Here is a 22,567-nt window from a genome sequence, read left to right as displayed (position 1 = left end):
CGACGACGGCGTGCAGCCTTCGTTGTTCGTCAAATCTTAACGGCCGACCTGCAGCTAGCAGCAACTCGCCGCCGATATCTAGGTTGTCGCAAGTCACCTAGCTTAACACGGGTGACTGCGGCGCCGTGGCAGTCGGATAGACGATTGACCGCGACGCTCGGAAGAAAGCTCGCTACAAGAGCGAGCTTGGCGCGGATCGCCCTCCCGAGCGTCTGGTCGCCTCACGCTGAGTTGACATCAACGAAGTCCCTATGAGGTTCGTCCGTCGATGGTGGAAAACGCCGAGCGTCTGCCGACGCTGGAACTGGTCCATCAATACGTCGCCCACACCCTGAGTCGCCTGGAAACTTTAGAACCCGATCGCTTCCCGCTCACCCAACAAATTCTCAATCGCTCCGGCAAACCGTGCGGCATTTATTATTGCCTCCATGGCCCTCGGGCCGTCCGCCTCACCGCGATTTGGGAAACTGAGCAGAACACGATCTTGTTTTACGGTTCATGCGGCCGACGGATGCAGCGCACGCGATTGCTTGAAGCTCCGATGATCGAAGCTTAAAGCCGTTAGCGGTCAGCACTCAGCGGTCAGCAATTGATCTGGCTGAACGCTGATAGCTGAAAGCTGACCGCTTCTTAGAGTGCCCGTCGATTCCGAGATTATTTGCCGGACAGAGTTGCGGACTCTGTCCGGCTCGATATACTGTACATAAGTTCATAAGCCCCGCCGCGGGAAACATGGAGGTCAACCAAATGCTGGTTTTATCGAGAAAGCAATCGCAACGCATCAAGTTGGGGGATTCGATCGTGATCACTGTGGTGCGCGTCGCCGGCGACAAGGTTCGCCTCGGCATTGACGCCCCGCGTGACATGCTTGTCTTGCGCGATGAACTGGAGCCGCACGACGGCGCCGGTTTGGAGATCGAGGTCGCCGCCGGGGAGTTGGCGTCGCTGGCCCGTTCCGCCTAGTTCTCGGGAGCAGCGACGACGTCGCTGAACTCAACGCGAACCACGAAGCATTTACGTTGCGAGAACGAGGGACCAGATCACCGGATGCCGCAGACCGACATGATGAAACGCTGAGTTGTCCCGCCTTTGGCGGCGAGGCGCTCCCATCAATCCACCATCTGTCGATCGCCGTCATCCCGGATCCTGTCCACTACTTCCGAACGACATTCCCAAGCTTCAAGCGTTTAGTTCGACGGCGGTTGCTCCTGAACTCGCGCCTTGGTTAGAAACGCGAAGAGGCCGTCCCGACGGTGCCGGGACGGCCTCTTCGATTGAATTAAATTGTTCGGACACGCTAGACTAGTCGCGGGGACGAACGGCGCCGGTCAGACCGGTGTAGTCCGAACGGTCTTCTTCGTGCCACAGGGGCTGACCCGAGCGAATCCGCTCCGCCAACACTTCGAGCTTCTCACGGGAACCTGCCGGGGCTTGAGTCGCCTTGAATTCTTCGTCCATCTTCGGGGCGAAGTCTTCGTCGTGACCGTACTTGAGGATCGCTTCGAAAACGTTCTTCAACTTGGGATCGGGCATGGTCCTGCTACCTTTGCTATTCAACGAACAATATTGCCTTGCATCGAAATGCGCCACAGCGAGCGAAGGCCGCCAAGCCTGGGTAATGCTCGCAACAAGAATCCTCAGCCGGCTTTGCAGAGGTGGGAAACTAAGGTGGGTGCTTCAACGGGGAGGCGATCCATTCGCCGCCACCAAGCTGCCGACTGTTTTGAATTTTGGATTAAGCGATTATTACTAGCGTGCGAAGCAAGTCAAGTTTTTTCCCCCTTGACTTCGAGGCTATTCGCAATTTGAAACTCGCTTTGCGCGAATCCTTGCCGCCTGGGCGAAGCTGCTAGCTGAAATGAGCATTGCGCCTTCCCGCAACTCGCTCGATTTGCTCGGTAAAATGCGACGATTTCGCTGACCTTGCGAGGCGATATGCCCTGGATCCAAGAGCTGATTGAGCTACCCGCAAAGTCGCGCGGGTTTCATCTGATCACGCGGGACATTTCCGCGAAGCTCCCCCAATTGAGCGGGGTGCAGGTGGGGCTTTTGCACCTGTTCATCCAGCACACGTCCGCGTCGCTCTCGATCAACGAGAACGCCGACGCCGACGTGCCGTTCGATCTCGAGTCTTCATTCAACGCGATCGCGCCCGAAAGCTTTCCGTATCGTCATACATGCGAAGGCCCCGACGACATGCCGGCGCATGTGAAAGCGTCGCTGCTGGGGGCCTCGCTGACGATTCCAATTCGCGAGGGCCGGCTGGCGCTCGGCACGTGGCAGGGAATCTACCTCTGCGAGCATCGCAACCAGGGCGGACGGCGGCGCGTCGTGGCGACGATTTGGGGAGAATGAAGAGGAATACGGGGAGTTTTTAACCACGAAACACACGAAAAGACACGAAAGAATGCCCTTAGTTCTTAATTCGCGCAGATTCGCGTGATTCGCGGTTCAGGCGTTTGCTTGTAGTGCTCACCGACTTCGCAGAACGCGGCCGCTTACGTAAACGTCTTCGCCGATTGTCTCGACCCGCGGCGACGCCAAGCGAAGTGCATCGACCATCACCGCCCGTCCGGCGCCGCAAATAGGGCTGGGCCCGGCGCCGCCGATCAGCCGTGGGGCGATGAAGGCATGGACTTCGTCGATCGCGTCGGTGTCGAGCAACGCGCCGAGGACGTGACCGCCCCCTTCGACCAAGATGTTGGTCATCCGCCGCCGGCCGAGTTCGTCGAGTAGCGAGATCCACCGCTCGCTGGGGGCGACAGCCGCCGCCGGCGCTTGCCAAACTTCGACGCCTGCCTCGCGCAGTGCATGGCAACGGCTATCGGGAGCGTTCGCCGCTGCCGCAACCAGCACTGGCGCCTCGACGGCGGTTCGCACGAGTTGACTCTCAAGCGACAGCACCGCCTGCGAGTCGAGCACAATTCGCGTCGGCACGCGCGGGCCAGCAGGGCGGGGAGTGAGCAGTGGGTCATCCTGCTCCGCCGTGCCGCGACCGACGACGACCGCATCGACGCGTCCGCGCAATTGATGAACGATCGCCCGCGACGCTTCGCTGCTAATCCACTGGCTGTCGCCCGTATGAGCGGCGATCTTGCCGTCGAGCGTCATCGCCCACTTGGCAATCACCCACGGTTGGCCGACCGTCATCAGCTTCGCGAACGGCGCCAGCAGCTCGCGCGCCTCTGCGATGCCGTCCAGTAATTCAACATCGATGCCCGCCGCGCGCAACCGCTCGATGCCGCGACCGTCGACGACCGGATTAGGATCACGATGCCCGATGACGACCCGCGCCACGCCAGCGGAAATGAGCGCCTCGGTGCACGGCGGCGTCTTGCCGGTATGAGCGCACGGCTCTAGCGTTACGTACGCCGTCGCCCCACGCGCGGCTTCGCCCGCCATGCGGAGCGCTTCAATCTCGGCATGCGGCCCGCCGAATCGCTGATGCCAGCCTTCGCCGACGACCGCGTCGTTGCGAACGAGCACGCAGCCAACCATCGGATTCGGCTCGACGAACCCCTCGCCGCGATACGCGAGCTCAATCGCCCGCTGCATGTATCGTGATTCGTCGTTCATCGGCGGTTGAATTCTCACCACGAAGGCTCATAGACGCGAAGGAGTTCACGAAGAAAAACAGCGGGAGATAGATAGTTCACACTCCAGTTGCTGATCGGCGATAGTTCCTTCGTGACGTCTTCGTGCCTTCGTGACTTTGTGGTTAGCACGGAACCTCTACGGCGTCCAAATAGCCGACTTGCCGCCGCCCGCTGCGGGGGCCGCGGCCGGGGCGCCTTGGTCGGGCGTCCACAAACGGTTGGCCGGAGCGGCGGGGGCCGCAGGCATTCCGCCGCCGGCGCCGGCCGGCAGCCCGCGCGGCGTTAGCAAGCCGGCGGTGTACAGCAGCCGGTAGGTCGCTTCGGCAATTCCCGGCTCGTTGAGGTGATTGGCCCGCAGATCGTTGAGCGTCTCCTGCACGCCCATGGGATCGCCCCGTTCGATCTGCACTTCGAGTTCGAGCAGCGCCCACTCGCCCGCGGACTTGCCCGCCTTCGCCGCCCACTCCTTCGCCTTGGCAGTCCACTGCAGCGCCTTGTCGGGATCGGGTTCCGAGCGAATCAACTGACGGTAGACCGGCGCCAAGTCGACGCCCGGCGTTTCGCGGCTCACGAGTTCATGCGCCAACGCGAGCGACGCGACGGCCGCGCCCGACATCGACGCGCGGTTGAACAACTGCATCAAGCGATCTTCCGGCACCTTCGCGAGATCAAGCCGCGGCAGGCGGGTGATCGGAATCCGCTCCCAGTTGACGGTCGACGGATCGACCGCTTCGGCCCGCGGCACGCCGAGCGTGTCGCGCAGCTCCTGGAACATCGCCTGCTCCTCGGGATCGACGGCCGCTTGTTCGACGATCAAGATGCTGGCGAGTAACTGAATCTTCAGATCGGCGCGGCTTGCGGCGTCGCGCGGCGACAGGCCCTCGAGCCCAGCGCGCGGAGCCGCAACCCAATCCTCAACGATCGCCTTACGACGACGTTCGGCCAGCAACTTTCGCCGCAGGGCCTGCGGCGTGTCGTTCGGCAACCGCCATCGCCAGCTAAGCGCCTCTTCCGAGGCCGACTTCTCGGCGACGACTTCCTCGTCGCCGTGCGGACCGATGGCGTCGCCGAGCACTTCACCGATCAGCTTCTCAACGTTCGCAAATCCATCGCCACGATCGGTAGTCACTTCGACGCGGGCGTCGCGATCGGTCCGCTTGCCGTAGACGCTGATGAACGCGAGGACATTCGGCGCCTCGTCGAGCTTCAGATCGACGCCCGTCTTCGGAATCGGGCGATCAAGCAAAATATGCGTGCTGCGGGGCCGGGTAACTTCGTCCTCTTCCAACGATTCGGGATCGAGTTCGTAGCGCTCGATCCGCTTGTCGCTAGCCAGGCGTTCCGCAACGACGTCTTCGTTGAGAATCGGATAGGTGATCCGCACCGACGCAAGGATCGGCTCTTCGAAATTGGGATCGACGAGTTGCGCCAGCGCTTCGGCTTCGACCGCTTCGTCGAGCGGCACGCTCAGCCGCGCGAACTGGTGGAGCCCGTCGGCGAAGCCAGCTTCGTTGCCAAGCCAGCCGCGCATCAACGCGAGGTTGTAAGTGACGGCTGGATCGGGATTCGCTTCATTGATGATGTTGGCGAACTGCGCCTCGGCCCTGCGCCATTGGCCGCGGCGGGCCAAGCGAAGTCCTTCCTCAAAAATGTTCTTGGTCGCCGTCGCGAACTGCGACGGGCACTCCATCAGCATCAGATTGTCGCGCAGCAACAGCGGCAGCCCGCCTTGCAGATTGAGCCGTAGCAACAGCTCGAGCGCGCGGTTGTCGCCTTCCGGAGCGACGCCGGCGTACAGCAACAAGTACGCACGGGCGGCAATCATGTCGCCGTCGAGCAGCAGCGCGTGGCCGACGCCGCCGATCGCTTCGAACACCCGCTGGGGCATATCGTTGTTCGTCAACTCCAGGGCGTCCTGCAGCCGCGAGACGGCGTCGACGACTTCGTTACGCGAGGCCGCTAGCAGCGCCCATTGAGCGTGAGCCGACGGGTTCTCCGGTTCGACGGCCAGAAAGTGCTTCAGCGTCTTCTCGGCCGCGTCGAGATCATTGAGCGACAGCTCGATCATCGCGCGAATGTCGAGGAGCGAGGCGCGGTTGGGCTGCTTCGCAAGCAACGACTCGACGTGCTTCAGCGCCGCGTGCGGTTGCTCGCCGGCGACCAGCTTGGTGATCTTTTCAATGTCGGCCGCCAGGTCCGAACAGCAAAACTTCAGCTTCTTTCCGCTGCCACACGGGCAGAGAGAATATGGATCGATGGCCATGACGGCGTAACTTTCTGCGTGGTGGTGAGAGACGAGCCGGGCCAGCGTCAAACGCGAGCCGACAGGCCGTTTATGGTAGCAAACCGGCGGGAAGGGGACGACCCGCTGCGGAAATACGGAAGCATGAACCACGACGGCATCAGGGACGCGACGAGAGAGACAAAGCAAGGGAAGAAACCGCCGATAAACGCAGATGAACGCAAATCCAAATTTATCTGCGTCTATCTGCGTTCATCGGCGGTTTCAATAATCCCCGTATTCCCTTGGCGCTATTGGCGGTTGCCTTTCAGTCAGTTCAGCCCAGCGAGGCCAGCTTGGTCTCTAGGAGCGCGAGCAGCCCCTTCTGCGGATCAGCGAACTTCCGCAGGCCTTCTTCCATGAGAGTCTGCTCCAGATGGGCGGCGTCGACCTTCGCCGCAATCTCGCCTAGGACTTCTGGCGGCGGCAGTTCATCGATCGAACGCCGGAACATTTTGCCGCTTGACTGGACGGCGTCGTTCGTCGCGGGCGGGTTGGTTTGAATGTCGCTGCCCACCAGCGCTTCGACGTATTTCCACGGCGGATCGCTCGCTCGCTTCGTGCCGGTGCTCGCGAAGACGATTTCCTGCTTCAGCGGCGTCCCCTTGCCGGCCCAGAATTCTTGGTTCGCTCGCCAGATCTGCTTCGCGTTGACGATGCCGACTTGACCTTGAGAAGCTTCCGACAAACTCGGCACGTACTTCTCGGTGTACACGTCAAGCCGCGAGATAAAGATGCTGTAGACGCTCTTAAAGGCGTCGAGCGACTTCCGCCGCTGGGCGCCGCGCCACACGGCGTCGCGGGCCGCCTCGTATTGTCGCATCGAAAAGACGAGCGTCACGTTGAGCGAGATGCCGCGTGCACAGAGTTCCTCGAGCGCCCCCAGCCCCGCGGGCGTCGCGGGAACTTTGATCATCCGATTGGGACGATCCTGGGACCACTTCGTGCCGAGCTCGATGTACCGCGCACTCCGCTCTTCGGTCGACAGCGTGCACTCGGCGTCTTCGAGCAGCGGGTCGAGTTCGAAGCTCACATACCCATCGTCGCCTTTCGTTTCGTCCCACACCGGACGGAAAACTTCTTGCGCGGCAGCCACGACTTTGTCCGTCAGCGTCCACGCGGCGTCGGATACCTGCAGCCCGCCTTTCAGCAACTTGGCGAGTTGATCGTCGAATTTCCCCGTCTTCACCAGGTCGCTGATAATGATCGGGTTCGAGGTCGCCCCCGAGGCGCCGAGCGCGCGGTTAGCGCGAACGAGGTCGGGGTCGACCGAGTCGAGCCAAATCTTGGTGCCGGCGGCGATGATCGATTCGATGGGAGAGGGCATAGCGGGGGGACCTGAGGATCCGGGTGGCGGGACGCCGCCATCATAGCGAATTCCCACGGCGAGCCAAAAACGCCTCGGCGCCGCGGCGGAAGCGCCGGCGATTTGCGGCGCCAGCAACATTGTTAATCTGCGCAAAGCAGCCCGAGGCTGTGCATTATCTGCGACCCTGCCAATTGTTCCGGTCGAAACGTTTTTGGCGATTCTAGCGGTTATTCCTGTGCTGATGGGGGATGGCGGACGATTAAACAGTTGTGCAAACGGCGGCGCGAATCGCGCGTCGCTGGGGGACCGTTTGGCGAGGAGACCGTCCGGTGAAAATCATCCATCCTCTTCTGTTGGGTCTGACGCTCGCACTCGCGAGCCGAGGAGCGACCGCGCAAGAGGTCTTGTCTGGACCAATGACCGGCGACGCCGGTGATTTGCCGCCCGCCATCGATCTCACGGAAGAGCCGAGCTATTCCGGCCAATCGGTCGGCGAAGAACTCGAACCAATCGCCGTCGGCGAGGAATCGCAAACCTTCGATGGTTCGATCCTCGGCGAGCCGATGCAACTGCTCGAGCAGTGCTCGCCCTACTTCGAAAGCTCCGGCACCTGGCTGCAACGCGGCTTCTGGTTCACAGAAGTCGATTATGTCGCGTTCAATCGCGGCTGGGAACGCAAAGGCCTCGTCCTGGCGAACGAAGAGCGGATTGTCACTACCAATCCGATCGGGCAGTACATCGTCCAAAACATCCTGAACATTGGCGGCGAGAAGCCTGGCATGGACGGCGTCGGCCGCGTCAAGCTCGGCCGCTTCCTGTTCCGCGACGCTCGTAACCGCGATCACTTGCTCGAAGCCAGCTGGCTCGGCGGCGGCAACTGGCAGCAGGGCGTTAGCCTCAACGCCGCCACGACGGCCGGCTTGCAAGTTTCGAACTTCATCGACCGGGTGAATGAATCGTTCGACGGCGCCCGGAGCATGAACTACGCCTACAGCAGCGAGATGAACAGCGGCGAACTCAATTACACTGTGCGGACGCGCATGTCACGCGATCAGTTGCAGCTGCAGCCGAACGGAACGTGGGTGCGGGCCGCCAATCCGACGAAGACTTATTCGTACCTGGCTGGCCTGCGGTACGTCGACATCAGCGAAGATCTCAACTGGAACGCCGATGAGATTCCGCTCACCTCGACGCTGAGCGAAAGCGGCTTTTACACCGTCGACACCGAGAATCGCATGCTTGGCACGCAAATCGGCGGCTCGTTCGGGTACGAAACGGCTCGCTGGAGCATCACCGCCACCGCGAAGGGCGGCGGCTACTGGAATCGCATGCATCTGAACTCGGCTTTCCAGGTCGGCCAGACGACGATCCTCAACAGCGGCGAAACCGACAGCACGGAAGACAACCTGTCGTTCGTCGGTGAAGCGGGCATCTTGACCAAGTGGCATCTGCGGCCGAACATCTCGCTGCGGGCTGGCCTCGACATCTTGTACGTCGAATCGATCGCGCTGGCGCCGTTCCAAGTCAACTTCATCCCAGGCGGCTACTCGGCAATCGCCTCGGGCGGCGACAGCGTCTACATGGGCGGCTCGCTCGGCATCGAATCGTACTGGTAAGCAACCGATTGCCACGCCGACCAACGTGCTAGCGTCTTCGCGAGCCGCGGAACAACTTCCGCGGCTCGTTTTTTGTTTGCGCCCTCAGCGACGGGCTTCGCTTCGACCGTTCGTGACGCCCGGGCACTCTCGGCAAATTAGCGGCAATTTGACGCCCCCAGCCCGCGGCGACGCCCCAGTCGGCGTAGACTCTGCGGCCCGTTCACGCTACCGTGGTTGCTTGCATTGCGAGCGCGCAGGGCAGTTAGTTCGCGAGCGAACGCCAGCGGCCAGACGCGACGCATCCCGGCTTCCTTCACGAGGAAGGGAGCGCCTCGATTTGACTCTCGCGACTGGCTTTCCATGCCGACCAAGCAACCTTCATTTCTGGCTCGCACGACGCTAGGGCCGCCGAATTATTTGCTAGTCGCGATGGCGACCATCTTCATGCTGGCGATGGCGCCCCTAGGCGCCTGGCTTGCCGCGCAGCGCACCTCGAACCAAGCCCACACGTGGCTCGCCGCGTCGCACGGCGTCGCCAAGCTCGATCGCGAATTCCGCGATCAGTTCGAAGCCCAACAATTCGTCCTCGTGAGTTGGGACGATTGCACCCTCGGCAAGCCGGGGAAGCTCGCCACGCTCGCGCGCAAGTTGCAGGGCGCCAATGGCGTCGTGCGGATCGAAACCGGACCGCAATGGATTGAACGACTCACCTCGGCTCCGTACGGTTGGGCCGAAGAAGGCGCCGTCGCCCGTTTGGAAGGAACGTTCGTCGGTCCGACGCAGCGCGACGAACGCGGCGCCTCGCTGGGACAAGCCTCGCGCCTCACTTGCCTCGCCGCCTACCTGACGCCAATCGCCGCTGGTGACGACGCCCAAGTCGCCGCCGTGCTCGAACAAATTCGCCGCGCCGCGGCCGAAAGCGGCGTCGAACCCGCCAGCCTGCGGATCGCCGGCCCCGCGATCGACTCGCTTCGCGTTGGCCAGGAAAGCACTTGGGCGATGCTCCGCTGGGGCGGACTCGCCGTGCTGCTTGGCTCGACGATCTGCCTCTGGCGGCTGCGCAGCTTTCAACTCGCTGCACTCGTCACGATCCCCGCGATCGCCGGCGGCGCCGCGACGCTCGCCATTGTCTACTATTCCGGAGTGTTGGAAGTCCTCAGCCTCGGCCGTTCGCTGCCGCTGCTCGGCGTCGCCGATTCCCTCGTCCTCGCCACGCCGCTGCTGACATATGCATTGACGCTCCTTGCTGGCCTGCGACTGATCTACTACTACCGCGACGCCCGCCTCGCGCACGGCGTCGACGGCGCCGCCGAACGCGCGGTCGCCGACGGTTGGCCTGCTTGGGCGATCGTCGCGCTGTTGTTCGCCGCCGTGATGGGTGCGTTCTGCTACAGCGAGCTGCTGCCGCTCCGTCGCTTCGGATTGTTCGCCGGCATGGGCGCCCTCGCCAGCGTCGGCGCCTTGCTCTCGATCATCCCCGTCTGGCTCCACCGCTTTCCGACCGACGAGCGGCAAATCCAAGCGATTGCCGGCCCGCGCCGCGACGGCTCGCTGTCGCCGCGACTTGCCTCAATCTTCGAAGCGGCCATTTCGGGCCGCGGCATGATGGCCGGCTTCGGTCTGTTGGTGTTCATGCTCGCCTTGGCTGGCGTTCGCGGCCTCGCTCCGTCGACGCAATTGCCGGTCGCCCTGGCCGATCGCTCGACGCTGGCCAGCGACTACGATTGGTTCGGCGCCCGCATTGGCCATGCCGTGCCCATGGAAGTCGTGTTGAAGATCCCTGGCCTGCGGAATCGCCGCCCCGACGAGTCGGCCGAAGCCGACGGGCAGCAGTATCGCATGACGCTCGCCGAGCAACTCTGGCTCGTCGACGAAGTCGAACAACGCATCCGCACGCTCCCGGAAATCAGCGGCACGCTCTCGGCCGCAACGTTGCAACCGGCCGCCGGCGGCCAAATCGAAGACGAAGAAATCGCCAATACAGTTCGCCAAGATTGCGACGATCTCGAACTCCTTCAAGCGGAGCAGCGAGCCGGCAGCGACGTGCGAACCGGCATGCAACTCTGGCGGATCAGCGGCCGGCTGATGGCCGCCACGCCGGGCGTGGAACTCGATTACCTCTCCTCGCGCGCCCGGCTTCGCAGCGCCGTTGCGCCAGTCGTACTCAGCTACGAACAACGCGATTGGCTCCTCCGCGAGCTTCACGAGCGCGGCGGCCAACTCCAACGGGCCAATGTCTGCGTCCTCTATCGCGGCAGCGCCGACTCCGCCGCCCCCGCCGCGAACTCGGCCGAAGCGCTGTTCGGTTCGCTGATGGCCCGCAGCGGCGTGCAGGGTGGCGCCGTCAAATACTTCAACCTCGCTCAACTGGAGCGCGGAGACGAAATCAACGCTGACGCCATCGGCCGTGCCAGCGAAACGCTGAAGTACGCCCATGCCGTCGTGCTGGCCGCGCAACCGGCCGACCTCGCCGCCGCCGGCCGCATCGCCGCCGCGACCGAGCAACTCGCCCAGGCAGGCGTCAACGTCGTCGACGTATCGAAACTTCCCGCCGTCGAAGAATCGGCGACGCAGCTCGCCGTGCAATCGGGCGGCCCCGGTCCAATCCTATTCGAAATGACCGGCGCACCAATCATCGCCGCCACGATCACCGAAGAACTCGTCGCCACGCTCGACAACGCGTCGTATTGGATCATCCCTGGCCTGATCGCCGCGATGATGTGCGTCGTGTGGCACCCGGTGGTGGGACTCGCGACGGTCGCGGCCGTAACGCTGCCGCTCGCGCTGACGCTCGGCGTCATGGGCTGGGCCGGCGTGAAGTTCGATCTCGGCATCGTCCTCGTGGCAGGACTCGGCCTCGGCACAGCATTCGACAGCGCCGTTCACTACGTTGCTTGGTATCGCCGCGGGATCGAAGCGGGCCTCTTCCGCCAGGAAGCCGCTCGCATGGCCTTCGCCCGGTGCGCTCCGGCCACGGTCGACGGCGCCCTCGCCGTCGGCATCGGCCTCACCGTGTTGGCGCTCAGCCCCGTGACGTCGCTCCACGAACTCGGCATCGCCGCGTTGGGCCTGGAAATGGCGTCGCTGTTCGCGGCCCTCGTCGTGATGCCTGCGATCATGGCGAGCCCGTTGACCGGAATGATGGGCGCCGACGCGGCTCCGGAAGACGCCGCCGTCGAGATGACGCCGGTCCGCATCGTCCTGCCGGGCGAGGGCGACGGCGAAATCCGTCCCGGCCGCACCGACGTCGCAGCCGCCGGCGTTCCCGCCCCGGCCCACCGCGGCCGTAGCGGCGCCCCCGCTGGCAACGAAACCGCGGCCGCCGACGGCCCTCATGCCACTCTGCAGGCGAAGCTGCAGCGACTGCGCCACGCCGGCGGCGAGTGAGCCGGTCGCCGCGACGACGCCCGCTAGGCGTGCCTTTCCGCCCCCTCCCGCGAAAGCGGCCCTCCCGATTGCTACACTGAGGCAACGGTCGCCCCGCGTCCGCCCATAAAAGCCACCGGCTCCGCCGGTGGACAAACCAGCGGAAGCGTCGCTATCCACGGCGGCCCGCAGCCGTCGACGATCTCGACAATCCATTCCCTTCACGCATCTCACTCAGCCTGAGCACCGCCGCAGCCCATGTCCTACCGCAACCTCATGCTGCTGCTGGCGATGCTCTTCATTTCGTACGCCTGCTACGTCCGCGCCGAGCAGAACCCCTACGCCCGCTACATCGCCGCCGGGTTTTCAGTGATCGACGAATGGGCCCTCGAAGAAGCGCCTGACCAAGAGCTCTTCAACGGCGCCATGCACGGCATGATCTCGGTGCTCCATCGCCACGGCGACCAGCACTCGGAGTTCGTCGACGCCCAACAGCAGGCGGCGTTCACCGAAGAGTTCGACCAAGAGTTCGGCGGCGTCGGCATCGTCTTGCGAATGCTCGGCAAGCCACCCGTGCCGACCGTCATCGGCCTGCCGCAGCCCGGCACCCCGGCGGCCGAAGCCGACATCCGCCTCGGCGATCGGATCGAAGCCGTCGACGGCCACTCGACCGACGGCATGCAGCTCGAACAAATTACGCAAATGGTGCGCGGCCCCGTCGACGAACCGGTGACGCTGGCGGTCCGCCGCCCCGGCGACGCCGAGCCGCACGACGTCACCGTCAATCGCGCCGTCATCATGGTTGAGTCGGTGATCGGCGACGTTCGCGGTCCCGACGGTCAGTGGAACTACCTCATCAGCAAGAACCCGCGCATCGGCTATGTGCGGATCCGCAAGTTCGGCGATAAAACGGCCGAGGAACTGGCAACGATTCTCGCCGATCTGACGCGCGACGACGACCTCGCCGGCCTGATCGTCGACGTCCGCGACGACGCCGGCGGCTCGCTCGACGCAGCGGTCGAAATCAGCGATCTCTTTCTCCGCGCGGGACGCACCATCGTTTCGACCCGCGACCGCGACGGCCGCATTCGCGATCGCTACCTCTCCACCGGCACCGGCGGCTATGCCAACGTGCCGCTCGTCGTGCTGGTCGATCGCAACAGCGCCAGCGCGAGCGAAATCGTCGCCGCCTGCCTGCAGGACTACGACCGCGCGAAGATCATCGGCGAACGTTCCTACGGCAAGGGAACCGTGCAGCGGCTGCTGCCGATCGAATCAGGGCGTAGCTTGCTGAAACTCACCTCGGCGACCTACTGGCGTCCGAGCGGGAAGAACATCCACCGCATGGAAGGGGATGAGGACGCGGCCGAGTGGGGCATCACCCCAGACCAAGGGTTTGTGATCGCGATGACGCCGGAGGAGTATGACCTCTGGAGCAACTACCGCGGTCGCCGCGATCTGGTCGGTAATAGCGCTGACGGCGTGCTGCTCGATGAACTAACCGAGCAAGACGGCAAGATCCCCGCCGACTACCGCGACGCTGCTCTGCAGCGAGCGGTGGAGTTTCTGAGCAAGCAGAAGAAGGACTAAGCCGTCCCCCTAGCCCCGGGCTCCGCCCGGTGGTCGCTCTCCACTCCGGTCGACATCGCCGCGCGTAACGCCACCCCCGGGCGGAGCCCGGGGCTAGAAGCGCAGCGCACAGCAGGCGAGAACTTTAGCGAAAATCGCCCGATTCTTTGCTATTTTCTGAATGGTGCAACAACGCCGCTTCGCAGCGCGACGCCCGCTCGCAGGTCGCCAAATCTTACGCAATCCGCGTCTCTTCCGGCCACTTGCAACCGCCGTTGAAGAAACTTCTTCCAAGCGTTTCCAAACAGATCGCGACGACAGCGAACGCCGCATCACTCGCCGCATCGCAAGTCTTTGAAACAACGCCACTTGGCCCCACTGCCGGCGCTGCGAGCATCTCTCTCGAAGCCATTGGCACGCTGAGTGCATTATGGGATGCCGTTCGAATCTTATCCGGTCTCTCTCAGTCAATAGCAATCTCATCAACGCGGCCGCGATGGATGCCGCCGCGAAAAAACGAAAAGGAAATCGTCATGGTCGCCTCTAACAAATCACGCCGAGTTGTTTGCACGATCGTCCGCGTCGCGGAAGAACCGCAAATCGATTCGAGCCGTTACATTCGGAAGCCGAGCACGCTTGTACCTTGGGCCGACCCGTACATCGCCGGATTGGTTCGCCGTCTCCAGAGCGAAGTTCGCATGGAACGGGCCGAAGCCGCTGAACGCGGCGAAGCGGTGGACATGTTCGACGATCGCGGCGCCGTCGCGTGGCTCGCCCAGTCGGCCGTCGCCGACCTCGACCCGCCCGCCCCGTTCGGCGAAGAAGAATGGCAATGGAGCGAAACGCCCCGTTGGTCGTTCGAAGACGAACCGGCCGCCGAGTAGTTAACCGTCAACCGATCACCGCCCCAACCACTTACTCACAATCTCACTCTGTCGCGAAAGGATTCGCCCGATGCTCACCTTCCTCGCCGCCTACCTGGCGCACACGATCCACCGCTCGCTCAAGCAGTCGCGGCAGCTTCAGCCGCAGCCGTTGCCAGTCCCCGTAACTCGGCAGCGATAAAAAACGAGCCGGTGATGCAGAGCAACTGGTCGGGTTTCGTCCACTCGAGCGCCTGCCGCCACGCATCAATCGGCAAGCGACACGCCTTCACATGCTGGTCGTCGGCCGGCAGCCCCAAACGTTCCTTCTCTTCCCGCAACCACTGAGCAATTTGTTCCACCGGAATCGCCCGCGGATTCTCCTGATATTCCGTCGCGATGATCCGCTGAAAGTAAGGCGCTAAGATCCGCACCATACCCGGTGCGTCTTTGTCCTTCGACGCCGCGAACACGAGCACCCGCTCCCGCGCCGCAAAGCTCTCGCGCAGCGACTCCACGAGCGCCGCCACCGAGGCGACGTTGTGCGCCACGTCGAGCACCACCGTCGGCCGGCGGCCGATCACTTCAATCCGTCCCGGCAGCGACGCCTCGGCCAGTCCGGCGCGCATCGCATCGGTCGAGATGCGCCAGCCTTGCCGGCGAAGTTCCAGCGCCGTCGCAATCGCCACCGCGGCGTTGGCCGCCTGATGTTCGCCGAGCATGCGCAATTTGGCGCCGGCGAGTTCAAACCGCTCGTCGCCGAGGGTTGCCGTGAAGTCGACTTCTCCCGCCTCGGCCTGGGCGTCGACCTCGTGTGGAGCGCGATAGGCGTGCGAGAAATCGCGCCGCGCGTCGATCACCCGCGCGCCATGATGACGGGCAATCTCCAGAATCACGTCACGGGCCGAGTCATCGAGTTGGCCGAGGACAACGGGGACGCCATGCTTGATAATTCCGCCCTTTTCCGCGGCAATCTTCGCGGTGGTGTCACCCAGCTGCTTCGTATGATCGAGGCTGATGCTGGTGATCACCGTCACCGCCGGCTGGCAAACGTTCGTCGAATCAAGCCGTCCGCCGAGTCCCACCTCCAGCACGACCGCGTCGACGCGGCGATCGGCGAAGTACATCAGTGCGAGCGCCGTCGTGAGTTCGAAAAACGTCGGCGAAAGCGTCGGATCGTTCGCCGCGGTCGCGGCGTCGTCCATCTGCTGCACGATTGGCCGCAGGCGATCGACGAGCAACACGAGTTCTTCGGCAGAGCAGGGGATGCCGTTGATCGCGAACCGCTCTTCAAGTCGCTCCAAGTGGGGCGAACTGTAGACGCCAACGTCGTACCCGGCTGCTTGCAGAATCGAAGCGATGATCGCCGACGTCGAGCCTTTCCCCTTCGTGCCGGCCACATGCACGATCGGCAGCCCCGCGTCGGGATTGCCAAGCCGGTTGAGCAGCGTCCGCATCCGGTCGAGCTTGAGATGCCGGTCGCCGTACGGCAGCACCGCGACGCGTTCGTAGTTGATCCGGCCGAGCAAAAAGTCGAGAGCGGCGGCGTGGCGATCGGAGGGGGCCGCGTGGGGCATCGGCGGAATTCTTCGAGGTCGGGGAGAGCAGGCGTGGCTACCTCCACGATAGACGCAAGCGACTGCAAGCGACAAGTTGCGAGCGAGCAAAGAAATACATCTCAACACAGAGAGCACAGAGAGCACAGAGACCACAGAGACCACAGAGACCACAGAGACCACAGAGAAGACTAGCCAGGGAATCCCCAGGCTTTCTCTGTGCTCTCTGTGTCCTCCGTGTTGAAAAGTCTTGGTGGCCGAAAATCGCCGGCTGACAATCACCCCAGAAAAAGGTAGAAGGGTCGACGAGGTGCGGGAAACCTCGTCGACCCTTCCGGAGGGGGGAGACGCTAAGGAACTATTGGGTGGAGCGGGAATCTACCCTTCGTTCGTTTTTGGAGTAACCGTCGCGGGTGGGAGATTGGTGATCCGCGTCAGTCGAAAGACTATTATTGCGAATGGGGCGCCAAACGCCGTTCGTGTCGTCTGTCGCCCCGAAATCACGCGACAAGCGACAACCCAAACGCTTACCAAATCGGGGGTTAGGGCTAGTGTCGCCTAAAATCGCATCAGGCGACACAACGACAGCAGGCCGCTTGGGCTTGTAACTCTGGCCACAGCGATTGAAAGAACTTCTCTCGCTCCGGAAACCATGTCGCTTGTACGGCCGTAGGAGAGGAGTTACGGCCTGCCGCCGAGGGGTTCGCCTATGGCCTCGCCAGCCGAGCGGCTATCATGGCAGCCCCGCCGCAACTCCTTACCACTACAGTCCTTCCCGCCGTTGGCGCCCTCATGCTGGTTCTTGAAAACGTCCGCAAAGCCTACGTCGAGCCGGACGGCAAGCCGCTGCCGATTCTCGACGTCGAGCGGTTTGAAATCGCCGCCGGCGAGCAGGTCGTCCTCCGCGGCCGCAGCGGCTGCGGGAAAACGACCCTGCTGAATTGCATCGCCGGGCTCACCACCGTCGACAGCGGCCAAATCATGGTGAACGGCCGCGACGTGACGGCCCTCCCCGAGGCGGTCCGCGACCGCTATCGGGCGACCTACATCGGCTTTGTTTTCCAAACGTTCAACCTGCTGCCAGCATTCACGGCCCTCGAAAACGTGATGCTGGGGATGACGTTCACCGGCGGCAAGCCCGACGCCGTCCGCGCCGCCCAACTGCTAGCCGACGTGGGGCTCGCCCATCGGCTCATCCACAAACCACGAGCCCTGTCGGTCGGCGAACAACAACGCGTCGCCGTCGCCCGCGCCTTGGCCAATCGCCCCGTGCTGCTGCTCGCCGACGAACCGACGGCCAACGTCGATCCGGCCCATCAGCAGCATGTGATCGATCTGCTCCGCTCAGCCTGCGAGCGAGAAAACATTGCGATGCTGCTCGTCACGCATTCGCCCGAAGTGTCGCAGCAATTCAGCCGCGTCGAACAACTGGAACTGGTCAATCGCGCGGCGAGGGTGGCATGAGTTACTTCAAGATCGCTTGGCGAAACATGCAGGAGCGGGCGCTCGCGTCGTCGCTCACGGGGCTGTCGATGGCCCTCGGCGTCGCACTGATGGTGCTGGTGCTCGTGATCCACGAAGTGGTCGTTGCTCAGCTGTCGAACGATGCACAAGGCTACAACTTCATCGTGGCGGGGAAGGGGAGCCCGTACGAGATCGTGCTGACGACAGTCTTCCACGTCGGCAAGCCGCTCTACCCGATTCCGTGGAAGTACTACAACAAGTTTGTCGACGGCGAGTTCGCACAGTACACCGACGTCGCTGTACCCATCTGCCTAGGCGATAGTTATCCCACGGCCGATGGGCAGCTATTTCGCGTCGTCGGGACGACGCCTGATATGTTCGATAAGCTGTCGTACGGGGCCGACGAACAAGGGAATGAGAAGTTCTATGAGTTCTCCTCCGGCAGAAACTTCAAGGCCGATCAATACTTCGAAGGCGTGATCGGCTCAGTGGCCGCGAACCGGACTGGGCTAAAGGTCGGCGACCGCTTCCGCCCCACGCACGGCATGAGTGCCGAGGGAGATAAGCACGATGAGTTCAAGGTCGTCGGGATTCTCGCCCCGACCGGCACGGCCAACGACCGGGCGATGTTCGTCAACGTGGAAGGCTTCCTGCTGCTCGACGGGCATGCTCGGCAGGCGAAAGCCGACGTGATCACTGTGATGCTCGGCGACAAGTCGCATCGCTTCCGAGCAAACGTCACCGGCGAAGAAAATAAAGTCCTCGGCGCGATCCTCGGCTCCGCCGTGGCGGATGCTACTGGCCTTGAACTTGGCGACAAGTTCGGTCCAACCGACGCGCTCAATCGTTCGGGCGCCAAGCAGAACGAATATGAAATCCTCGGCGTGCTTCCGCCGACCAATGCCGCCACCGATCATTCGCTACTAGTCGATCCAAGCGTTTTCCAACTTTTGGACGACGATGAAACGCCGCCATCCGCTGCTCCCGCAGAACCAGCTGCGGTAACGAAAGGCCCCGCCGGCCAACCTGCTCCCTTGCCACTCGCACAACGCGAGGTGACGTCGATTCTCGTGCGGTGTAAGGCCGACCAAATGATGGCCCCGATGGCGATCGACATGGGCGTCAACAAGGGCGACGACCGCACCGCTCAGGCCGTGGCGCCTGTTACCGTCGTCGAGCGTTTGCAATCCAGCTTCCTCGCCCCGATGCGGCTGATCTTGCTCGTCCTCACGGTGATGATCGTCATCGTCGCGGGCATCAGCATCCTGGTGAGCATTTACAACTCGATGAGCGAACGGAGCCACGACATCGCCGTGATGCGGGCGCTTGGCGCCAGTCGCAACGCGGTGATGGCCGTCATCCTGGTCGAGTCGATTTTGCTGTCGATCCTCGGCGGCATCGCCGGCTTGCTGCTGGGGCATGGCGTGCTGGCACTGGCGAGCCCCGTGGTCGAGTACTACACCGGCGTCACGGTGCGGGCATGGAGTTTCTCGTGGCAAGAGATGCTGCTAGTTCCCGGCTTGGTGACATTCGCCGCTTTGGTCGGCTTCCTGCCGGCCCTGTCGGCTTACCGTACCGACGTGGCCAAAACGCTGGGGGGAGCTCGCTAAACCCCGCCAATTGCCCTGCTTTTGCGGTCCTGGCAGCACGGTCAGCGAGCGAGGCGTCCAGCGGCTAATGAGCATCGAGCACTGGCTCTAGCCGGGTCGATACAGACGAGCAGGCCGACCCCAATGGTCGGCTCGAGCTCTGGCGGGATAGAATGTTGGGTTCGGCCTCGGCTGGCTCACGAAGAGGGAGGGAAGCAATGACGATCCGCTTAAAATTCCAGGTTGCTGTCATCGGCTGGCTCGTCGCGGCGATGGTGCTGACCGATATGGCCGCGCCGCTTAACCGCGCCGCCGCATGCCCCTTCTGCAGCGCCGCGATGGCGACGCTCGGCCAGGAGATCGCCGGCGCCGACGGGGCAGTGATCGCCGAACTCGTCCAACCGATGCCAGCCGCGACCGACCTCGCTGCCGGCGCCGTTGATCCGACGACCGCCACGGCGAAATTCCGCATCGTGAAGATCCTCCGCGGCGCCGAGAAAATCGGCGACGTCAAAGAACTCGACGTCGTTTACTTCGGCGAAGACGCCCCCGGCAAGAAGTTCCTCATCACCGGCATCGCCGCGATCACTCCCGACAAGATCGAGTGGACCACCCCCGTGCCCCTGTCCGACCGAGCGGTCGAGTACGTCGAGAAGCTGCCAACGCTTCCCGAGAGCGGCCTCGAACGAATCGCGTTCTTCCAGGAATTTCTCGAGGACGAAGATCCGCTCCTCGCGCAAGACTCGTACGACGAGTTCGCTCGTTCGCCGTACGCCGACGTGTTGGCCCTCGGCCCGCGGATGCATCGCGACCGACTGCTGAAGTGGATTCAAGATCCAACGGTCGGTCCGTCGGGACGCCGGCTCTATCTCACGATGCTCGGCATCTGCGGCCAGCCCGACGATGTGAAGCTGCTGGAGGAATTCCTCAACTACGATTATCAGGTGACCAAGCCGGGCATCATCGCGGCGATTGGCATCACTGGCGCCGTCGGCGTTCCCATCGGCACGGGATTGATCGACGAATCGCTCCACGCCGACGAACGCCGCAAGAAGGAAAGCCTCGACGCGCTGATCGCCTGTTACATCAAGCTCAAGGGCGCCGACGGTTTGGAACTCGTCAACGAAAAGTTCCTCGGCAACCCGACGGTCGAGTACAAGCATCTCCACTCGGCGATCATGGCGCTGCGGTTCCACGGCGAAGAGACCGACATCATTCCGCGCGAGCAGTTGCTGGCGTCGATGCGGCTCGCCCTCGACCACAAAGAGTTCGCCGACCAGGTGATCCCCGATCTCACCCGTTGGGAAGATTGGGACGTCATGCCCCGGTTGGTGAAGATGTTCAAAGATTCGCCCGCCGACGATTGGATTCGCCAGCCGGTGGCGTCGTACGTGTTGGTGGCCGCCGAGCAGCCAGGCGAACCGGGCGAGCGGGGCAGGGCGGCGATTGCGGAGCTGGAGGCCCTCGATCCCGATACGGTCGAGCGAGCCCGCAGTTTGTCGGCCTTCAGCTTCCTGGCGAAAGCCGCGGCCGCTGATGCGACAACGCCGGGGGCGACTCCGGCCGCAGCAACTTCCGCGGACGCCACGACCGCAGCCAGTGCTGAGAAACCAGCCGCCGATGCTAAGGCGGCGGCGACTCCGGCTGCAGCGGCCCCATTGCCGCAGGACGCCCGCGTGCCTGCCGTCAAAGAAACGACCTCCGCCACGCCAAGCACTGCAACGCCGACCGCGGCAAAGGTCACCGTCCAAAAACCGGCTGTGCCGGTAACGCCGGTCGCAACGGCCGACCTCCCGACGCCGAGCAAATTGAAGCTGGTCGGCGTACCATTGTTAGCAGCGGTTGTGCTGCTGGCCGTGTTCGCCGTGCTGCTTCGCGGCGCCGACCCTCGCTCGTCCGAGGAACGTCAGTAGAGTTTTAACAGTCATTCTCGAAACCATGTCTACCGCACAAGCCTTGTCACCGAATCGCACCACCGCCGGCGGCGAAGAGTTCGAATACCGACCGATGAGCACCGGCGCGATTGCGTCGCTCGTCTTCGGACTGTTGTCGACGGTAATCTTTTTCGCCGGCCGCAACGATTTTCAAGATTCGCTGCTGCTGACGCCGTTCCCGATCATTGGGCTGGTGCTCGGGTTCCGCGCGCTGTCGGCCATGCGGGCGAACCCCGGCCAGTTCACCGGCGGCGGCTTCGCGAAGGGGGGCGTCGCGCTGTCGCTCGTCTGCTTGATCGGCGGCCTCGCGTTTGCCGGCTACGTTTACTCGACCGAAGTTCCCGCCGGCTACGAGCGGACCAGCTTCTTGGAACTGAAGCCCGACGAAATCGACCTCCGCGGCAACCACAACATTCCGCCGGAGATCGCCGCCCTCGACGGCAAGAAGGTCTTCATCAAGGGCTACATTCGCCCCGACTCGACGAACAACGGCTACCGCAAGAACATTAGCCAGTTTCTCCTCGTGCGTGATAGCAACAACTGCTGTTTCGGGGAGATCGACTCTGTGAAATACTTCGACCAGATGCTGGTGCGGATGGAGGGGAAAGATCGCGTCGATTACTCCCCCGGGCTGTTCCGCATGGGGGGCACGCTACGCGTCGCTCCAGAGCACGCCCACGATCGGCCAAAAGGCCCCGCATTCGTCCTCGAAGCCGACTATGCCAAATGATGATTCGCTCGCTGCAATGGATGGCATGGAGCGCCCTGCTGATCGGAATCGCCGGTTGCGATAGTGCGCCGTCGTCGAGCGCGTCGTCTCCAGGCCTAAGTCAGCCGCAACAGGAAGCGCCCGCTCCGACGGAGCCCGCCACAGCCGCCGTCGCATCGGCGACTCGCGATGATCGCGAAGTTCAGCCTGCTTCGGCAGTCGCCCCGCCCGCAACGACGCCCGTCGCCGCCACAGCGTCAGCCGCCCCAGTCAAACTGCCCGATCCTGATTCCTCGGGCTACATCGAAGCAACGTTTGACGACCTGAAGTTCGACATGACGAAGACCGAGCTCTTCGATCGCAACATGCTCACCCCCAAGGTGAACGCCTTGATGGGGAAGAAGATCCGCATCCGCGGCTATATCTTCCCAACGCTGCGGAAAACGGGCCTCAACCGCATCGTGCTCGTTCGCGACAACATGGAATGCTGCTTCGGTCCCGGCGCCGCGCTGTTCGATTGCGTGCTGGTGACGATGGCCCCCGGCAAGACGGCTGAGTACACAATCCGCCCCGTCGCCGTCGAAGGCGAGATTCGGCTGGAAGAACTCGCCGGCGGGCCCGACGGCCGGCCGTTGGCGATTTATCAAATGGTGGGGCACGAGGTGGAGTAGGGCGCCACACTTGAAGCGGTTGCTCTACCAAAAATTTGTCCGGCTCCCTCCCCCAGGAGGGG

17 protein-coding genes are annotated in these 22,567 nt (G+C 63.2%); 12 read left to right on the top strand and 5 right to left on the bottom strand.

The features are described 5' to 3' along the window. The first annotated feature begins 268 nt into the window (after nucleotides 1-268). Nucleotides 269-556 (top strand): hypothetical protein, encoded by a 288-nt coding sequence (locus tag PLANPX_RS04540; RefSeq protein WP_152097582.1) that lies wholly within the window; start codon nucleotides 269-271, stop codon nucleotides 554-556. Between the two features lie 191 nt (nucleotides 557-747). Further along, a complete protein-coding gene (locus PLANPX_RS04535) occupies nucleotides 748-963 on the top strand; it encodes a carbon storage regulator (protein ID WP_152097581.1) in 216 nt (71 codons plus the stop codon). Nucleotides 964-1,302: 339 nt separating this feature from the next. Here the strand turns inward: PLANPX_RS04535 and PLANPX_RS04530 are convergent, their stop codons facing one another. After that, on the bottom strand, nucleotides 1,303-1,533 hold the full coding sequence (locus tag PLANPX_RS04530) for a hypothetical protein (RefSeq protein WP_152097580.1): 231 nt from the start codon (nucleotides 1,531-1,533) through the stop codon (nucleotides 1,303-1,305). A gap of 402 nt (nucleotides 1,534-1,935) precedes the next feature. Between PLANPX_RS04530 and PLANPX_RS04525 the strand changes: the two genes are divergently transcribed. Further along, complete coding sequence (locus PLANPX_RS04525; protein WP_152097579.1) at nucleotides 1,936-2,355, top strand: secondary thiamine-phosphate synthase enzyme YjbQ; 420 nt, start codon at nucleotides 1,936-1,938, stop codon at nucleotides 2,353-2,355. Nucleotides 2,356-2,472: 117 nt separating this feature from the next. Here PLANPX_RS04525 and ribD read toward each other — a convergent pair whose 3' ends face one another. From ribD to PLANPX_RS04510, 3 genes are all read right to left on the bottom strand, one after another. Beyond that, nucleotides 2,473-3,576, bottom strand: a complete 1,104-nt coding sequence (gene ribD / locus PLANPX_RS04520) for a bifunctional diaminohydroxyphosphoribosylaminopyrimidine deaminase/5-amino-6-(5-phosphoribosylamino)uracil reductase RibD (protein ID WP_152097578.1) — start codon at nucleotides 3,574-3,576, stop codon at nucleotides 2,473-2,475. Nucleotides 3,577-3,732: 156 nt separating this feature from the next. Beyond that, nucleotides 3,733-5,859, bottom strand: a complete 2,127-nt coding sequence (locus PLANPX_RS04515; protein WP_152097577.1) for a hypothetical protein — start codon at nucleotides 5,857-5,859, stop codon at nucleotides 3,733-3,735. Between the two features lie 295 nt (nucleotides 5,860-6,154). Further along, nucleotides 6,155-7,204 (bottom strand): transaldolase family protein, encoded by a 1,050-nt coding sequence (locus tag PLANPX_RS04510; RefSeq protein ID WP_152097576.1) that lies wholly within the window; start codon nucleotides 7,202-7,204, stop codon nucleotides 6,155-6,157. Nucleotides 7,205-7,515: 311 nt separating this feature from the next. Here PLANPX_RS04510 and PLANPX_RS04505 point away from each other — a divergent pair, with 311 nt between their 5' ends. From PLANPX_RS04505 to PLANPX_RS04490, 4 genes are all read left to right on the top strand, one after another. Next, nucleotides 7,516-8,802 carry a BBP7 family outer membrane beta-barrel protein gene (locus tag PLANPX_RS04505; protein ID WP_152097575.1) on the top strand — a complete coding sequence of 429 codons (1,287 nt, stop codon included), beginning with the start codon at nucleotides 7,516-7,518 and terminating at the stop codon, nucleotides 8,800-8,802. A gap of 342 nt (nucleotides 8,803-9,144) precedes the next feature. Further along, complete coding sequence (locus PLANPX_RS04500) at nucleotides 9,145-12,171, top strand: MMPL family transporter (protein ID WP_152097574.1); 3,027 nt, start codon at nucleotides 9,145-9,147, stop codon at nucleotides 12,169-12,171. Between the two features lie 237 nt (nucleotides 12,172-12,408). Then, a complete protein-coding gene (locus PLANPX_RS04495; protein ID WP_152097573.1) occupies nucleotides 12,409-13,740 on the top strand; it encodes a S41 family peptidase in 1,332 nt (443 codons plus the stop codon). Between the two features lie 512 nt (nucleotides 13,741-14,252). Beyond that, a complete protein-coding gene (locus tag PLANPX_RS04490; protein ID WP_152097572.1) occupies nucleotides 14,253-14,603 on the top strand; it encodes a hypothetical protein in 351 nt (116 codons plus the stop codon). Between the two features lie 119 nt (nucleotides 14,604-14,722). On the opposite strand, the gene PLANPX_RS04485 is transcribed toward PLANPX_RS04490, so the two are convergent. Beyond that, on the bottom strand, nucleotides 14,723-16,159 hold the full coding sequence (locus PLANPX_RS04485; protein ID WP_152097571.1) for a bifunctional folylpolyglutamate synthase/dihydrofolate synthase: 1,437 nt from the start codon (nucleotides 16,157-16,159) through the stop codon (nucleotides 14,723-14,725). A 714-nt stretch (nucleotides 16,160-16,873) separates the two neighbouring features. Here PLANPX_RS04485 and PLANPX_RS04480 point away from each other — a divergent pair. The 5 genes from PLANPX_RS04480 to PLANPX_RS04460 all read left to right on the top strand — a co-directional run bounded on the left by PLANPX_RS04480 (nucleotide 16,874) and on the right by PLANPX_RS04460 (nucleotide 22,505). After that, nucleotides 16,874-17,602 (top strand): ABC transporter ATP-binding protein, encoded by a 729-nt coding sequence (locus PLANPX_RS04480; RefSeq protein ID WP_232536300.1) that lies wholly within the window; start codon nucleotides 16,874-16,876, stop codon nucleotides 17,600-17,602. Then, a complete protein-coding gene (locus PLANPX_RS04475) occupies nucleotides 17,599-19,212 on the top strand; it encodes an ABC transporter permease (protein WP_152097570.1) in 1,614 nt (537 codons plus the stop codon). The genes PLANPX_RS04480 and PLANPX_RS04475 overlap by 4 nt, the downstream gene beginning before the upstream one ends. 197 nt (nucleotides 19,213-19,409) lie before the next feature. Beyond that, the gene (locus PLANPX_RS04470; protein WP_152097569.1) at nucleotides 19,410-21,104 is read left to right on the top strand and encodes a hypothetical protein; all 1,695 of its coding nucleotides are present in this window, start codon (nucleotides 19,410-19,412) and stop codon (nucleotides 21,102-21,104) included. Nucleotides 21,105-21,129: 25 nt separating this feature from the next. Continuing rightward, nucleotides 21,130-21,855 carry a DUF4190 domain-containing protein gene (locus tag PLANPX_RS04465; RefSeq protein WP_152097568.1) on the top strand — a complete coding sequence of 242 codons (726 nt, stop codon included), beginning with the start codon at nucleotides 21,130-21,132 and terminating at the stop codon, nucleotides 21,853-21,855. Then, complete coding sequence (locus tag PLANPX_RS04460; RefSeq protein ID WP_152097567.1) at nucleotides 21,852-22,505, top strand: hypothetical protein; 654 nt, start codon at nucleotides 21,852-21,854, stop codon at nucleotides 22,503-22,505. Before PLANPX_RS04465 ends, PLANPX_RS04460 begins: the two co-directional genes overlap by 4 nt. Nucleotides 22,506-22,567 lie beyond the last annotated feature (62 nt).

The organism is Lacipirellula parvula (genome assembly GCF_009177095.1).
GTDB classification, from domain to species: Bacteria; Planctomycetota; Planctomycetia; order Pirellulales; family Lacipirellulaceae; genus Lacipirellula; species Lacipirellula parvula.
The sequence above is the reverse complement of the archived record's forward strand: the minus strand, read 5'-3'. Positions and strand labels throughout refer to the sequence as shown.

Excerpts from the sequence above, each read along its gene's own strand:
- PLANPX_RS04485 (WP_152097571.1), bottom strand. The coding sequence starts at position 16,159 with ATGCCCCACGCGGCCCCCTCCGATCGCCACGCCGCCGCTCTCGACTTT.
- PLANPX_RS04475 (WP_152097570.1), top strand. The coding sequence starts at position 17,599 with ATGAGTTACTTCAAGATCGCTTGGCGAAACATGCAGGAGCGGGCGCTC.
- PLANPX_RS04495 (WP_152097573.1), top strand. The coding sequence starts at position 12,409 with ATGTCCTACCGCAACCTCATGCTGCTGCTGGCGATGCTCTTCATTTCG.
- PLANPX_RS04490 (WP_152097572.1), top strand. The coding sequence starts at position 14,253 with ATGGTCGCCTCTAACAAATCACGCCGAGTTGTTTGCACGATCGTCCGC.
- PLANPX_RS04460 (WP_152097567.1), top strand. The coding sequence starts at position 21,852 with ATGATGATTCGCTCGCTGCAATGGATGGCATGGAGCGCCCTGCTGATC.
- PLANPX_RS04530 (WP_152097580.1), bottom strand. The coding sequence starts at position 1,533 with ATGCCCGATCCCAAGTTGAAGAACGTTTTCGAAGCGATCCTCAAGTAC.
- PLANPX_RS04465 (WP_152097568.1), top strand. The coding sequence starts at position 21,130 with ATGTCTACCGCACAAGCCTTGTCACCGAATCGCACCACCGCCGGCGGC.
- PLANPX_RS04500 (WP_152097574.1), top strand. The coding sequence starts at position 9,145 with ATGCCGACCAAGCAACCTTCATTTCTGGCTCGCACGACGCTAGGGCCG.
- PLANPX_RS04470 (WP_152097569.1), top strand. The coding sequence starts at position 19,410 with ATGACGATCCGCTTAAAATTCCAGGTTGCTGTCATCGGCTGGCTCGTC.
- PLANPX_RS04510 (WP_152097576.1), bottom strand. The coding sequence starts at position 7,204 with ATGCCCTCTCCCATCGAATCGATCATCGCCGCCGGCACCAAGATTTGG.
- PLANPX_RS04535 (WP_152097581.1), top strand. The coding sequence starts at position 748 with ATGCTGGTTTTATCGAGAAAGCAATCGCAACGCATCAAGTTGGGGGAT.
- PLANPX_RS04515 (WP_152097577.1), bottom strand. The coding sequence starts at position 5,859 with ATGGCCATCGATCCATATTCTCTCTGCCCGTGTGGCAGCGGAAAGAAG.
- ribD (WP_152097578.1), bottom strand. The coding sequence starts at position 3,576 with ATGAACGACGAATCACGATACATGCAGCGGGCGATTGAGCTCGCGTAT.
- PLANPX_RS04480 (WP_232536300.1), top strand. The coding sequence starts at position 16,874 with ATGGCAGCCCCGCCGCAACTCCTTACCACTACAGTCCTTCCCGCCGTT.
- PLANPX_RS04540 (WP_152097582.1), top strand. The coding sequence starts at position 269 with ATGGTGGAAAACGCCGAGCGTCTGCCGACGCTGGAACTGGTCCATCAA.
- PLANPX_RS04525 (WP_152097579.1), top strand. The coding sequence starts at position 1,936 with ATGCCCTGGATCCAAGAGCTGATTGAGCTACCCGCAAAGTCGCGCGGG.